A 14,197-nucleotide genomic window follows, 5' to 3' on the forward strand; every position below is an offset into this window, starting at 1 on the left:
GGTAGCCGACGATTCGCCGGACGGTGATCCGTCCGGCGTCGCGTCCGGATCAGGCGTTCGGCGCCGCCACCAGACCCAGTTCGGCGTCCGAGGCGAGCAACTCGTCGTGCGGCAGTACCCGGACCGTGTAGCCGACCGCGCCCGACAGCGGAACCGGCGTCCGCACCGAGAAGAGTTCCAGCCCGGAATCCGAGCCGACGTGCGACATCGCGACCACGGTGGTGTCGGACAGATCGTCGGCGGTGGAGACGCGACCGAGGACGGCCTGCACCGCGACATCGGAGACCGAGAGACCACCGAGATCGATCCGCGCGGTCAACGACAGCTCGGCCCCGATGACGGGAGTGTCCGGCAGGCCCGCGCTGTCGACGTTGACCACCTTGACCGAGGGCCACGCGGCTTCGACGCGCCGCCGATAGTCGGAAACGGTACGCGCGCCCGCGAATTCGTCATCGGTGGCCGCGCGATAGGCGGCGGCCGCCTGCGCGTAGTACTGCACGGCGTAGTCGCGAACCATGCGGGAGGCGAGCACCTGGGGGCCGAGGGTCTGCAAGGTGTGGCGGACCATTTCGACCCAGCGCACCGGCATGTCCTGGTCGTCGCGATCGTAGAAACGGGGTGCGACGGTGCGTTCGAGCAGTTCGTAGAGCGCCGCCGCCTCCAGATCGTCGCGCCGATGTTCGTCGGACACCCCGTCGGCGGTCGGGATCGCCCAGCCGTTCTCCCCGTCGTACATCTCGTCCCACCAGCCGTCCCGGATGGAGAGATTGAGTCCGCCGTTGAGTGCCGATTTCATGCCGGAGGTACCGCAGGCCTCGAGCGGGCGCAGCGGATTGTTCAGCCACACATCGCATCCCCAGTAGAGGTAGCGGGCCATCGACATGTCGTAATCGGGCAGGAAGACGATCCGGTGGCGCAACTCCGGGTTGTCGGCGAACCGCACCACCTGCTGGATCAGCGATTTGCCTCCGTCGTCGGCCGGATGACTCTTACCCGCCACCACCAGCTGCATCGGTCGTTCCGGATCCAGGAGCAGCGACCGCAGCCGCTGCGGATCGCGCAGCATCAGCGTCAGACGCTTGTAGGTCGGCACCCGGCGCGCGAATCCGATGGTCAGCACGTTCGGATCGAAAACCTGGTCGACCCAGCCCAATTCGGCCTCGGCGGCGCCGCGTTCGAGCCAGGAGGCCCGCACCCGGCGGCGCACTTCCTCGATCAGGGTGGCGCGCAGGGTGTTGCGGGTCGACCAGAGTTCGCCCAACGGCGCGTCACGCAGCCGTTCCCAGCCGCGCGCCTCCTCCACCAGTTCCGCGCCGACGTGCTCACGCGCCTTGTCGAGCCATTCGCGCGCCGCCCAGGTGGGGGCGTGCACACCGTTGGTGACCGATCCGATCGGCACCTCGGACGCGTCGAATCCGGGCCACAGCGCGGAGAACATCGAACGGCTGACTTCGCCGTGCAACTTCGACACACCGTTGGCACGCTGGGCGAGTCGCAGACCCATATGCGCCATGTTGAAGAATTCGGGATCGGTCTCGCGCCCGAGCGACACGATCCGGTCCACCGAGAGTCCCGGCAGCAGCGCGGATTCCGATTCGCCGTGCCCGCCGCCGAAGTAGCGGCGCACCAGCGGCATCGGGAATCGGTCGATGCCCGCGGGCACCGGTGTATGGGTGGTGAAGACGGTGCCCGCGCGCACGGCGGCCAGCGCGGTGTCGAAATCGAGTCCGGCCGCGACGTATTCGCGGATCCGTTCGACGCCGAGGAACCCCGCGTGTCCCTCGTTCATGTGGAAGACGTCGGGATCGGGCAGACCCTGGGCGTTGGTATAGGCACGAACCGCCCGCACCCCGCCCACCCCGGCCAGAATCTCCTGTTTGATGCGATGATCCTGGTCGCCGCCGTAGAGCCGGTCGGTGACCGCGCGCAGTTCCGGATCGTTCTCCGCGATATCGGAATCCAGCAGCAGCAGCGGCACCCGCCCCACCTGGGCGATCCATACCCTGGCCCGCAGCACCCGCTGATCCGGCATCGCCACGTGCACCAGCACGGGCGAACCGTCGGCGGTGAGCAGACGCAGCGGCAGGCCCTGGGGGTCGAGCGCCGGATAGTGCTCGAGCTGCCAGCCGTCCGCCGACAGCGACTGACGGAAGTAACCGGACCGGTAGAGCAGCCCGACCGCGATCAGCGGCAGCCCGAGGTCCGAGGCCGCCTTGAGGTGATCGCCCGCCAGGATGCCGAGACCGCCCGAGTAGTTCGGCAGTACCTCGGTGACGCCGAACTCCATCGAGAAGTAGGCGATGCCGCGCACCCCGGGTTCGGTTCGCTGGAACCAGCCCGGCGAGTCCAGGTAGCCGCGCAGATCGGCGGCGGCTTCGTCGACCCGACGGGTGTAGTCCGCGTCGGCGGCCAACTCGTCCAACCGCGCGGCGGGCACCTCGCCCAGCATCCTGACCGGGTCGTGGCCGACGTCGCGCCAGCGTGCCGGATCCAGTTCACGGAACAGATCCTGCGTCGGCCAGTGCCATGACCAGCGCAGATTCGTGGAGAGTTCACCCAGGGCCGCGAGTCGCTCGGGCAGATGGGCACGGACGGTGAAACGACGAAGTGCCTTCACCAGGCGAACCATACCGAATATTCGACTACCCCTCTCTCCCGGCGACGCAGGTCACTCGCGCGCGCCAGACGCCTCGTCGGCCGGGAGCGAATACCGGTCGGCGGCGGGTTCGCTCCCGGTAAGCCGGACGCCCTGCCGCCGCCGCCGGACACCGACGAGTACCTGCCTCGCGGTCGGCGAAACGCCCCTGGTCACCCCTGGTCGACGGACGCGCGCACGGCGAAGCGTCCGACCGGCCGTCGGGCACCGGGTGCGAGCCCGCCGGGCCGCTGATCACGTCCGTACGGCCCGCTGGCGGTAGGTTGGTCCCCGTGACCGGCCGCATCGCCATCGATGACACCTCCCCGTCCGCTGGACCTGGACACAGACCGGCCAAGGCCGCCGTGGGCGAGGTTTTCCCGGTGCGCGCCGTGGTGTGGCGCGAAGGCCACGACGCCGTCGCCGCCACGCTCGCGGTGCGCGCGCCGGGTGCTTCCCGGGTGACCAGGATCCGGATGGCGCCGGATCCGGAACCCGACGTGTTCAACGCGCTGTTCGTCCCGAACGTGACCGGTGCGTGGACCTTCCGTGTCGAGGGCTGGAGCGATCCGATCGCCACCTGGCGACATGCCGTCGAGGCGAAACTCTCGGTCGGTCAGAGCGCCGTCGACCTCGCCAACGATCTCGAACGCGGCGCGCGGCTGTTCGAACGCGCCGCGCAGGCCGTCCCCAAGAAGCAGTTCGAGCGTCTGCGCGCGGTCGCGGTCGCGTTGCGAGCCGACGAACAGCTTCCGGCGCGGGTCGCGCCCGCCTTCTCCGAGGAGGTGGCCGAGATTCTCCGGGCCACTCCGTTGCGGGATCTGGTGACCAGGGGTCCGCTGCACACGGTGTCGGTCGAGCGGACGCGCGCGCTCTTCGGTTCCTGGTACGAATTCTTCCCGCGCTCCACCGGCGGGCGCGACGCCGACGGCAGACCGGTGCACGGCACCTTCGCCACCTCGATCAAGGATCTGCCGCGCATCGCCGCGATGGGGTTCGATGTCGTCTACCTGCCGCCGATCCACCCGATCGGCACGGTGAATCGCAAGGGCCGCAACAACTCCCTGACCGCCGAACCCGACGACGTCGGTTCACCGTGGGCGATCGGATCCGAGGACGGCGGCCACGACGCGATCCACCCCGCGCTCGGCACCGAATCCGATTTCGCCGAATTCGTCGCCGCCGCGGCACGGTCGGGGATGGAGGTGGCGCTGGATCTGGCGTTGCAGTGCGCCCCCGATCACCCCTGGGTGGCCTCGCATCCCGAATGGTTCACCACCCTGCCCGACGGCACGATCGCCTTCGCCGAGAATCCGCCGAAGAAGTACCAGGACATCTACCCGATCGATTTCGACAACGATCCCGACGGCCTCTACGCCGAGGTGCTGCGGGTGGTGCGGCACTGGATCTCACTGGGCGTCAAGATCTTCCGCGTCGACAATCCGCACACCAAACCCGCCGATTTCTGGGAGTGGCTGATCTGCACGGTGCGGCGCACCGATCCCGATGTGCTCTTCCTGTCGGAGGCGTTCACCCGCCCCGCCCGCCTCTACGGCCTGGCCCGACGTGGCTTCAGTCAGTCCTACACCTATTTCACCTGGCGGGTGGCCAAGTGGGAGTTGACCGAATTCGGCAACGAATTGGCGGCCAAGGCGGACGAGGCCAGACCGAATCTGTTCGTCAATACCCCCGATATCCTGCACGAAAGCCTCCAGCACGGCGGGCCGGGCATGTTCGCGATCCGCGCGGTGCTCGCGGCGACGCTCGCCCCCACCTGGGGCGTGTATTCCGGTTTCGAACTCTTCGAGCACCAGGCGGTGCGGCCGGGCAGCGAGGAATATCTGGATTCGGAGAAATACGAACTGCGCCCGCGACCGTTCGCCGAGGCGCTGGCGCGCGGAGAATCACTGGAGCCGTGGCTGACCCGGCTCAACGAGATCCGCCGCAACCATCCGGCACTGCAACAGTTGCGCTGCCTGAGTTTCCATCACGTCGACAACGACGCCCTGCTGGCGTATTCCAAATTCGATCCGGCCACCGGGGACGCGGTGCTCGTCGTGGTGAATCTGAACCCCTACGGCGCCGAACAGGGTTTTCTCTCCCTCGACCTGCCCGCGATCGGGCGCGAGTGGCACGACCACCCGGTGGTTGTCGATGAGGTCAGCGGCGAGGAATACCACTGGGCGCAGACGAATTACGTCCGCCTCGATCCCGCGCGCGCGGTCGCCCACATCATCGCCCTGCCCCCGGTGCCGCAGCGGGCGCGCACCGAACTGGCCTACCGGAAGTCGTTCACATGAACCGCACGGCCACCATCAACCGCCGCGATCTGATGTTGCTCGCCGCGGGCACCCACGCCGACCCGCACACCGTGCTCGGCGCGCATCCGCATCCGGACGGCACGGTGGTGCGCGTACTGCGCCCGCACGCCGAATCGGTCGCGATACGGGTCGGCGACACCGAACATCCGCTGACGTCGATGGGGCACGGCGTCTTCGCCGCGCCGCTGCCGTATCCGGAGATCATGGACTACCGCGTCGTGACCACCTATCGCGGCGGACAGCGGGTGATCGGCGCCGACGGCTACCGTTTCCTGCCCACCGTCGGCGACCTGGACCTGCACCTCATCGGCGAGGGCAGACACGACCGGCTGTGGGAAGTGCTCGGCGCCCACCCCCGTCGCTACACCACACTGGACGGCGAGGTCGACGGCACCTCGTTCGCGGTGTGGGCGCCCAATGCCCGCGGCATCACCGTGGTCGGCGATTTCGACGGCTGGAGCGGCAACTCCGCGCCGATGCGCGCACTGGGCTCCTCCGGGGTGTGGGAGGTCTACGTGCCCGGCGTCGGTGTCGGCGCCAGGTACAAGTACCGGGTGCACGGGGCGGACGGCCGGACCGTCGATCACGCCGACCCGCTGGCCTTCGCCACCGAACTCCCGCCCGCCACCGGATCCGTGGTCGCCGCGAGCGCGCACGAGTGGCGCGACGGCGACTGGATCGAACGCCGTGAACGCGCCGACCCGACGCGCGCGCCGATGAGCGTCTACGAAGTGCACCTCGGCTCCTGGCGGCCGGGCCTGTCCTACCTCGAGGCCGCCGAGCAGCTCGCCGAGTACGTGACCGCGGCCGGGTACACCCATATCGAACTGCTGCCGGTGGCCGAACATCCCTTCGGCGGCTCGTGGGGATACCAGGTCACCTCGTACTACGCGCCCACCTCTCGCTTCGGATCGCCCGACGATTTCCGCGTGTTCGTCGACCGCATGCACGCCGCCGGAATCGGCGTCCTGCTGGACTGGGTGCCCGCCCATTTCCCGCGCGACGAATGGGCGCTGGCCCGATTCGACGGCACTCCGCTCTACGAGCACCCGGACCCGCGTCGCGGGGAGCAACTCGACTGGGGCACCTACATCTTCGATTTCGGCCGCAACGAGGTCCGCAATTTCCTCGTCGCCAACGCGCGGTACTGGATCGAGGAGTTCCACATCGACGGGCTGCGCGTGGACGCCGTCGCCTCCATGCTCTACCTGGACTACTCGCGTTCGGAAGGCGAGTGGGAACCGAACGTGCACGGCGGCAGGGAGAACCTGGAAGCCGTCGACTTCCTCCAGGACCTCAACGACACCGTGCACCGGCACCACCCCGGCGTCGTCACCATCGCCGAGGAATCCACCACCTGGCCCGGCGTCACCCGAGGCACCGACGTCGGCGGTCTCGGGTTCTCGATGAAATGGAATATGGGCTGGATGCACGACACGCTCGGCTTCCTCGGGCGCGATCCCATCCACCGCAACTGGCACCACAACGAGATCACCTTCTCGCTGATGTACGCGTGGAGCGAGAACTACGTCCTGCCCATCAGCCACGACGAGGTGGTGCACGGCAAGGGCACGCTGTGGACCCGCATGCCCGGCGACGATTTCGCGAAGGCCGCCGGCGTCCGCGCGCTGCTGGCCTACATGTGGGCGCATCCGGGCAAACAGCTGCTGTTCATGGGCCAGGACTTCGGCCAGTTCCGCGAGTGGTCCCACGATCGCGGCCTGGACTGGGCCGAGCTGGACAATCCGCTGCACCGCGGCATCTCCGACGCGGTGTCGGCCATGAACAGCGTCTACCGGGCGCATTCGGCCCTGTGGAGTCAGGACACCAATCCCGGCGGGCATTCCTGGATCGAGGCGAACGACCGGGAGAACAATGTGCTCGCGTTCCTGCGCTACGGGTCCGACGGTTCGGTCATCGCCTGCGTGTACAACTTCTCCGGCGCGGTGCACGGCGAATACCGCGTCGGACTGCCGTCGTCGGGTGAGTGGACCGAGATCCTCAATACCGACGCGGCCGACTACGGCGGTTCCGGCATCGGGAACATGGGTTCGGTGAAGACCGACGACACACCGTGGCACGGCCGTCCGGTCTCGGCGACGCTGGCCTTGGCTCCCAACAGCGCGATCTGGTTGGCCGGACCACCCGCCTGACCCGGTAACGCACGGCCGGTCGGCTGCCGGACATTCGCGCGCAACGGTCGCGTCGCTGCGACAACTGCCCGGACACCGAGTCCCGCACGTGACGGCACCGCCGTCGCAGACGAGCACCGCGCCGACCGTCGCATCGCAGCGACAGCTACCCGGACAACCGAGTCCAACACGGCACGGCGGTCGCAGACGGGTTCCGTTGTCAACGGTGGTGTCGCTGCGACAACCGGCCGAACGCCGGATCCCGCACCGACTGGAACGGCCCCGCCGTCGCTGTGTGCGATGGCGGGGCCGAGCGTCGAGATCAGTACAGCGCGGCGGCCAGTTTCCGACGGGCCGCGACGACGAAAGCTTCCGCCGGATCGAACAGTTCGAAGAGTTCGAGCAGGTGGGTACGGGCCTTGGTCCGGTCGTCGCCCGCCGTGCGCTTGATCACACCGATCAGCCGCTCGAAGGCCGCTTCCGGCTGCTGGCCGAGCAGTTCGAGGTCGGCGGCGCCGATCGCGAGATCGACATTCGTGGGATCGAGGTCCGCGTCGGCGATGGTCGACTCCGGCACTTCCTGCGCGCGGGCGAGGAACCGCAGCTGCCGCAGCGCGTTCTTGGCCTCGGCGTTGGCGGGTTCGGCGGCGATGATCGCCTCGTAGGCGGCTTCGGCGCCCGCCATGTCACCGCGCTCGAGCGCATCCTCGGCGGCGGTGAAACGCGGATCCTCGGCGGGCTCGGGCTCGCCGGGCGCGCCGCCCTCGAGTTTGCCCGCGACGGCGTCGAGCACCGCGTCCAGCCACTGCCGCACCTGTTCCTCGGGCTGCGCGCCCTCGAAATCGGCCAGCGGCTGTCCGCCCGCGATCGCGACCACGGTCGGAATGCCCTGCACCCGCAGCGCTTGCGCGATCTGCATATTGCTCTCGGCCTCGACGGTGGCCAGATCCCAGGTGCCGCCGTCGGCCGCGGCGAAACGCTCCAGCGTGCGGACGAGTTCGACGCTACCGGGGCTGCGCTGCGAATACAGCGCGACGACCACGGGCACCTGCGTCGAACGACGCAGCACCTTGGTCTCGAAATCCGCCACCGAGACCGCGTGATCGGCGCCCGCGCTACCGGCAGGGGGTTGCTTCAGACTGGACAGATCCACCGCCCCGGACATGGCGGCGACAGCGGCTGGCGAAGGACGGCGTGCGGCAGGTCGAGTCACGGCATCCAGTTTGTCACGACGTCGCGCCGGCGGCTGCCGCGGTGCCGGTCGAGTCGACGGTTTCGAGCGTGCCGAGCCTGCCGGTACGGGCCGCCCAGACCTCGAATACCACGGTGAAGAACGGCGGGATGCTCGACAGCAGCGCAAGGATCGTGGTCAGCCAGTTCCAGCGCAGTTCGCGTGCGGCCAACAGCGCGCTCAGCAGGAACAGCACGAAGACGGCGCCGTGGATCGGTCCGAAGATCTTCACGCCGATCTCGTTGCCCGGCTCGGGAATGTACTTGAACGCCATTCCGATCAACAGGCCCAACCACGACAGTGCCTCGAGCACCGCGAAGAATCGGAACCTACCGGCAACGCTGCGCAGATCGAAGTAACCCATGGCGCCCATTGTGCCGCAAATACTACGACGATACGTAGTTGCACCCGTCACACCGGACGAAACGGACACCGCCGCCGGGGGTTCCGGCGGCGGTGTCGAGACAACTACCCGGCGCGCGACTGTTCGCCGGGAGGATTACCCGGCGCTCAGGCCGGAACCCGGACGATCAGCGCGTCACCCTGACCGCCGCCACCGCACAGCGCGGCCGCGCCGACGCCGCCGCCGCGCCGCTTCAGCTCCAGCGCGAGATGCAGCAGGATGCGCGCACCGGACATGCCGAGCGGATGGCCGACGGCGATCGCGCCACCGTTGACGTTGACCTTGTCCTGATCGATGCCGAGCTGGCGCGCCGAGGCGATACCGACCGCGGCGAACGCCTCGTTGATCTCGATCAGATCCAGATCCGACGGCGAGATGCCCTCGCGCGCACAGGCCTTGGCGATGGCGTTGGCGGGCTGGGCCTGCAGGGTCGAATCCGGGCCGGACACCACGCCCGCCGCGCCGATCTCGGCGATCCAGCTCAGCCCCAGCTCCTCGGCCTTGGCCTTGCTCATCACCACGACCGCGGCGGCGCCGTCGGAGATCTGCGACGCCGTACCGGCGGTGATGGTGCCGTCCTTACGGAACGCGGGCTTGAGCTTGGCCAGCGATTCCGTCGTGGTGTCGGCCCGAATGCCCTCGTCCTCGGTGATCAGCACCGGATCACCCTTGCGCTGCGGTACCGCGACCGGAACCACCTCGTCGTCGAAGACACCGTTCTTCCAGGCCGCCGCCGCGCGCTGATGCGAGGCCGCCGCGAACGCTTCCTGCTCCTCGCGGGCGACATAATCCCTGTCGTTGCCCAGTTCGGTCAGCGCGCCCATCGGCTGGTCGGTGAAGATGTCGTACAGGCCATCGTATGCCATGTGGTCGCGTAACGTGACGTCGCCGTACTTGAACCCCTCGCGACTCTTCTCCAGCAGATGCGGTGACTGGCTCATCGACTCCTGGCCGCCCGCGACGACGATCTCGAACTCGCCCGCCCGGATCAGCTGGTCCGCGAGAGCGATCGCGCTGATACCGGACAGACACACCTTGTTCAGCGTGAGCGCGGGGACGTCCATCGGAATGCCACCGGCGACCGCGGCCTGCCTGGCCGGAATCTGCCCCGCGCCCGCGGTCAGCACCTGACCCATGATCACGTAGTCGACCTGCTCGGGCGCGACGCCGCCCTTCTCCAGCGCCGCCTTGATGGCGAAGCCGCCGAGGTCGGAACCGCTGAAGCTCTTCAGGCCGCCGAGCAGGCGACCGATGGGGGTACGCGCACCGGAGACGATGACGGTTGTGGTCACGAGGAGCCTCGCATTCAGTAGATCGGGTCGGACGGACCGGGCTCACCGGGAGCACCGTCGCGGCACGACGACAAAGCCTTGTACTCAACGGTAGCTTGCCCACACCGGGCGTGTCTCCGGAGGTCCGCGCTACCGTCGAGTAGTGAGCACTGCACAGGAGACGTCCGAATTCATCCCCGGCGACTACGTCATCGCCATCGACCACGTCGGTATCGCGGTCCCCGACCTCGACACCGCAATCGCCTGGTATTCCGAAAATCTGGGCATGATCGAGACCCACCGGGAGGTGAACGAGAGCCAGGGCGTGCACGAGGCGATGCTTTCGCTACCCGGCGCGTCCGATTCCGCGACTGCCCTACAGTTGCTGGCGCCCCTGGACGCGAACTCCACCATCGCCAAGTTCATCGACCGCAGCGGCCCGGGTCTCCAGCAACTCGCCTACCGCGTCACCGATCTCGAGGCCGTCTCCACACACCTGCGCGACCGCGGCGTACGTTTGCTGTACGACGCCCCCAGGCACGGAACCGCCGATTCCCGCATCAATTTCATCCACCCGAAGGATGCTGGCGGTGTGCTGATCGAATTGGTCGAACCGAACCCGAATGTTACGCACTAGTATCAAGATCGGAGCAGGAAAACTGATCCGAATCACATTCGCGGTCGAGTCACCATCATGTGGCCGTAGGCTGTAGTTTGTGTGCCATGTCGTCACCTGAGTCCGATCGCAATCGCTTCGTTGCACTGCCCTTCACCGTTGTGCGCAAGGGTTATGCGCAAGACGAGGTACGCAACTACTTCGACCGCTTCGACGCGGAGCTGAGGGTCACCGCCACTGACCGCGATGCCGCTGCGGCGCAAGCACGTAACCTCGCAAGCCAACTGGAGGACGCGCGGGACGAGATCGACGAACTCCGTAAGGAGGTCGACCGACTCTCGGTTCCGCCGACCACCGCGGAAGGCATGTCCGACCGCATCTCACGCATGCTGCGATTGGCGTCCGACGAAGCCTCCGAGGTCCGCGCGCTCGCGCAGGCCGAGGCCGCCGAAATGGTGTCGATCGCCGAGCAACAGGCCACCGAGATGCGCGGCAAGTACGAGTCGCTGCTCGCGGAGACGAAGGAGAAGCGAGAGGCGCTCGATATCGAATTCGAGCAGACCCTCGCGAACGCGCGTACCGAGTCCGGCAAGATCATCGAGGCCGCCCAGGCCGAGGCCGACCGCCTCGGCAAGGAAGCCGATGCCAAGCGTAAGGCCAACCAGCAGGACTTCGAGGTCACCATGGCGGAGCGGCGTACCAAGCTGACCCGCGCCATGGAGGAGCTCGAGGCCACCAGCCGCGCCGAGGCCGCCCAGCGCATCAAGGATGCCACCGATGAGGCCAACCGCCTCATCACCTCCGCCACCCAGACCTCCGAGCGCAAGATCGCGCACGCGAAAGAACTGGCCGAGGAGATGCGCGTGCTGCGCGGCCGGGTGCTCGCCCAGCTGCTCGGTATCCGCGGTCAGCTCGATTCGGTGCCCGCGATGCTCGCCGCGGTCAACCGGGAAAGCGAACTGCTCGACGGTGTTCCGGATCGCAAGTCGATCGGCAGTGGCAACGCCAAGTCCGTCGGCGGTTCCCGCGCGAAGGCCATCCAGGAGGCGGCCAACGACGAGGACATCGACGCCGACGAGCGCGAGAACGCCGAAATCTCGAACTGACGTCCGAGCGCCTCGGGCGACGACGCACGACCAGCACCAGAGTTCATCCGAAGGCCGTCCCTCCCAGGGGCGGCCTTCCCTGCTTCCCGGACACGATCGCCGTGGGCAGTGCCGCCGACGAAGCAGACCGAGGACGCCGGGGGATGCTGCGGGTCATCGCCCCGGTCGCATACCGCCTCGATGATGCGAGCCCGCCCGCACGGCCGAGTGCGTCAGGACCACCGACGGGTGATGCGACGGGTTCTCCGGCCGTTCCAGCACCCCTGGTGCCAATGCCTGCGATCGTCCTCACCGCCGTCCGCCTGCCAGGCGACGATATGGGCCACCCCGGGCGGGATCTCGTGATCACAGCCGGGACACCGGTAGGTCTTGACCGCACGGCTCCCGGGAATGCTGCGCACGATATAGGTCTCGTCGCGGTCGGGACCGGATTCGGTGCGGCCGAAGACGTCGCCGAGCGGCGCGGATCGCCGATCCTGACTGCTGGCGGGAGGTTTCCGGCGGGGCATGCCGTCCAGGATATTCGCGACCCCGCCCCGGGAGAGTTCAGCCCTCGATCGGCGCCAGGGTCGCGCGGACCGGGTTGTGGTCCGACAGACCATCGGCACTGTCCACCATCGCGTCGCTCGCCACCGCGCCGCGGACGACCACGTGATCGATGAACTGGGATTTCGCCCCCGAGTCGCGCGGCCGCGTCGGCAACCCGTCGGCGGGCAGCGGAACCACCGTGAATTCCGGTCCGAGCCGCTCCGCCACCACCTCGCGGTCGATATTGAAATCGCCGAGTAGAACCACCGGCCCGGACGCCTCGCGCGCGAGTTCGCGCAACCGCCCCAGTTGCTCCCAGCGCCGCTGATCGCCGGTCACGTGAGTCGCGAGCACCGTGAAACCCGACGCCTCGACGACGAGCACGCCCTTGCCGTGATCGCGCTCGAAGGCTTGCGCCGCGATCTCGCGGCCCGAATCCCGCACGGCCAGAACGAGGTACTCGACTCGGTCATCGAGCGCGGTCGGTCCGCGCCGCAACTTCGGCACCCGTGGGTAACGCAGCGTGTAGAAGGTCCGGTCCGGCATGGCCGCCCGCAGGCTCGCCAACTGATCACCGCTCACCTCTTGGAGGGCGATGATCTGTTCCGAGCGCTTGGCGACCCGGTCGCTGATCGAGGCGATGCGATCGGTCTCGTTCGGCCACCTGGCGGAGACGTCTTCGTACCAGTTCTCGGCGTGGACGCGATGCAGCACATTCCAGGTGGCGACCGTGATCATGAATCTCTTACTCGCGATATCGGGAAGTTTGGGGGATCAGAACAAACGGAATTCGTTGCTCTCCGTACCACGCAGCGCGTCGTAATCGAGGGTGAGGCAACGGATACCGCGATCCTCGGCGAGCGTGCGGGCCTGCGGCTTGATCTGCTGCGCCGCGAAGACACCGGCGACCGGCGCGAGCAACGGATCCCGGTTGAGCAATTCCAGGTAGCGGGTCAACTGTTCGACACCGTCGATCTCACCGCGGCGTTTGATCTCCACCGCGACCGTCGCTCCCGCGGCGTCCCGGCAGAGTAGGTCGACCGGACCGATCGCCGTCATGTACTCGCGTCGGATCAACGTGTAGCCTGCACCGAGCGTCTGGACGTGTTCGGCCAGCAACTCCTGAAGATGGGCCTCGACACCGTCTTTCACCAGTCCGGGATCGATCCCGAGTTCATGCGAGGAGTCGTGTTCGATCTCCTCGATGGTGATACGCAGTTCTTCGCCGGCCTTGTTGGTCACCACCCAGTAGGCCTTGGCACCTTCGGGTACGTCGTCCGGACGTTCCTGCAAACGGCACGGCGGGCTCATCCAGTTCAACGGCTTGTACGATCCGCCGTCGGAATGCACCAGCACCGAACCGTCGGCTTTGATCATCAACAGACGGCGGGCCATCGAGAGGTGGGCGGTCAAACGACCGACATAGTCGACCTGGCAACGAGCTATCACGAGGCGCACCGGTCGAGTCTAGGGCCTACGGTCGGTCGGCCACCCGGCGCCTGACCGATACATCGATCACCGACATCAGACGGGCCATTCGTTCCACGAACACGGAGTCGTGGAACGCAGAAAGGCCCCCAACAATGTTGGGGGCCTTTCGCAATGATGTTCCGGCGGTGTCCTACTCTCCCACACCCTGTCGAGTGCAGTACCATCGGCGCTGGCAGGCTTAGCTTCCGGGTTCGGAATGGGACCGGGCGTTTCCCTGCCGCTATGGCCGCCGTAACTCTATGAAACTATCCACACAACAGCGCTGACACCCCCACCACACATTTTCCGATGTGTTCACGAACCCCGAACCCACCCACACCTGAATGTGAATATCGGAGGTTCGCACACACACCGAAAATCGTGTTTCGGGGTGTCTGCTGCAGTGTCTGTGTGTTGTTTCAGATACCGCACAGTGGACGCGTAGCTTCTTTGTTGGTAAGTCCTCGGCCTATTAGTACCAGTC

Annotated in this window: 11 protein-coding genes and 1 rRNA gene; 4 read left to right on the forward strand and 8 right to left on the reverse strand. The window is 67.4% G+C overall.

Annotated features, from left to right (window positions below; translation table 11 throughout):
• Positions 1–49: 49 nt before the first annotated feature.
• Positions 50–2,617 carry an alpha-glucan family phosphorylase gene (gene glgP, locus DAT37_RS05000; protein ID WP_109523522.1) on the reverse strand — a complete coding sequence of 856 codons (2,568 nt, stop codon included), beginning with the start codon at positions 2,615–2,617 and terminating at the stop codon, positions 50–52.
• A 311-nt stretch (positions 2,618–2,928) separates the two neighbouring features.
• Between glgP and DAT37_RS05005 the strand changes: the two genes are divergently transcribed.
• Together DAT37_RS05005 and glgB are read left to right on the forward strand one after the other, a co-directional pair.
• Positions 2,929–4,935, forward strand: a complete 2,007-nt coding sequence (locus DAT37_RS05005; RefSeq protein WP_109523494.1) for an alpha-1,4-glucan--maltose-1-phosphate maltosyltransferase — start codon at positions 2,929–2,931, stop codon at positions 4,933–4,935.
• A complete protein-coding gene (gene glgB / locus DAT37_RS05010; protein ID WP_109523495.1) occupies positions 4,932–7,109 on the forward strand; it encodes a 1,4-alpha-glucan branching protein GlgB in 2,178 nt (725 codons plus the stop codon). The genes DAT37_RS05005 and glgB overlap by 4 nt, the downstream gene beginning before the upstream one ends.
• Before the next feature lie 301 nt (positions 7,110–7,410).
• Here glgB and DAT37_RS05015 read toward each other — a convergent pair whose 3' ends face one another.
• From DAT37_RS05015 to DAT37_RS05025, 3 genes are all read right to left on the reverse strand, one after another.
• A complete protein-coding gene (locus DAT37_RS05015; protein ID WP_109523496.1) occupies positions 7,411–8,253 on the reverse strand; it encodes a tetratricopeptide repeat protein in 843 nt (280 codons plus the stop codon).
• 61 nt (positions 8,254–8,314) lie between these two features.
• The gene (locus tag DAT37_RS05020) at positions 8,315–8,683 is read right to left on the reverse strand and encodes a DUF3817 domain-containing protein (RefSeq protein WP_109523523.1); all 369 of its coding nucleotides are present in this window, start codon (positions 8,681–8,683) and stop codon (positions 8,315–8,317) included.
• Between the two features lie 146 nt (positions 8,684–8,829).
• Positions 8,830–10,014, reverse strand: a complete 1,185-nt coding sequence (locus DAT37_RS05025) for an acetyl-CoA C-acetyltransferase (RefSeq protein WP_109523497.1) — start codon at positions 10,012–10,014, stop codon at positions 8,830–8,832.
• Positions 10,015–10,156: 142 nt separating this feature from the next.
• Here DAT37_RS05025 and mce point away from each other — a divergent pair, with 142 nt between their 5' ends.
• Complete coding sequence (gene mce / locus DAT37_RS05030) at positions 10,157–10,630, forward strand: methylmalonyl-CoA epimerase (RefSeq protein WP_109523498.1); 474 nt, start codon at positions 10,157–10,159, stop codon at positions 10,628–10,630.
• 86 nt (positions 10,631–10,716) lie between these two features.
• On the forward strand, positions 10,717–11,715 hold the full coding sequence (locus tag DAT37_RS05035; protein ID WP_109523499.1) for a coiled-coil domain-containing protein: 999 nt from the start codon (positions 10,717–10,719) through the stop codon (positions 11,713–11,715).
• Between the two features lie 212 nt (positions 11,716–11,927).
• Here DAT37_RS05035 and DAT37_RS05040 read toward each other — a convergent pair whose 3' ends face one another.
• The 4 genes from DAT37_RS05040 to rrf all read right to left on the reverse strand — a co-directional run bounded on the left by DAT37_RS05040 (position 11,928) and on the right by rrf (position 13,968).
• Positions 11,928–12,224 carry an ATP/GTP-binding protein gene (locus tag DAT37_RS05040; RefSeq protein ID WP_109523500.1) on the reverse strand — a complete coding sequence of 99 codons (297 nt, stop codon included), beginning with the start codon at positions 12,222–12,224 and terminating at the stop codon, positions 11,928–11,930.
• Between the two features lie 37 nt (positions 12,225–12,261).
• Positions 12,262–12,981 carry an endonuclease/exonuclease/phosphatase family protein gene (locus DAT37_RS05045; RefSeq protein ID WP_109523501.1) on the reverse strand — a complete coding sequence of 240 codons (720 nt, stop codon included), beginning with the start codon at positions 12,979–12,981 and terminating at the stop codon, positions 12,262–12,264.
• A 36-nt stretch (positions 12,982–13,017) separates the two neighbouring features.
• A complete protein-coding gene (nucS, locus tag DAT37_RS05050; protein ID WP_109523502.1) occupies positions 13,018–13,701 on the reverse strand; it encodes an endonuclease NucS in 684 nt (227 codons plus the stop codon).
• A gap of 150 nt (positions 13,702–13,851) precedes the next feature.
• Positions 13,852–13,968, reverse strand: a 5S ribosomal RNA gene (gene rrf, locus DAT37_RS05055).
• Between the last annotated feature and the right edge of the window lie 229 nt (positions 13,969–14,197).

It is taken from the genome of Nocardia aurea, assembly GCF_003123685.1.
GTDB lineage: Bacteria > Actinomycetota > Actinomycetes > Mycobacteriales > Mycobacteriaceae > Nocardia > Nocardia aurea.

What these genes read in the sequence shown, in the direction of transcription:
- DAT37_RS05015 (WP_109523496.1), bottom strand. Translation starts at nt 8,253, where the DNA reads ATGTCCGGGGCGGTGGATCTGTCCAGTCTGAAGCAACCCCCTGCCGGT.
- glgB (WP_109523495.1), top strand. Translation starts at nt 4,932, where the DNA reads ATGAACCGCACGGCCACCATCAACCGCCGCGATCTGATGTTGCTCGCC.
- DAT37_RS05020 (WP_109523523.1), bottom strand. Translation starts at nt 8,683, where the DNA reads ATGGGTTACTTCGATCTGCGCAGCGTTGCCGGTAGGTTCCGATTCTTC.
- DAT37_RS05040 (WP_109523500.1), bottom strand. Translation starts at nt 12,224, where the DNA reads ATGCCCCGCCGGAAACCTCCCGCCAGCAGTCAGGATCGGCGATCCGCG.
- DAT37_RS05045 (WP_109523501.1), bottom strand. Translation starts at nt 12,981, where the DNA reads ATGATCACGGTCGCCACCTGGAATGTGCTGCATCGCGTCCACGCCGAG.
- DAT37_RS05035 (WP_109523499.1), top strand. Translation starts at nt 10,717, where the DNA reads ATGTCGTCACCTGAGTCCGATCGCAATCGCTTCGTTGCACTGCCCTTC.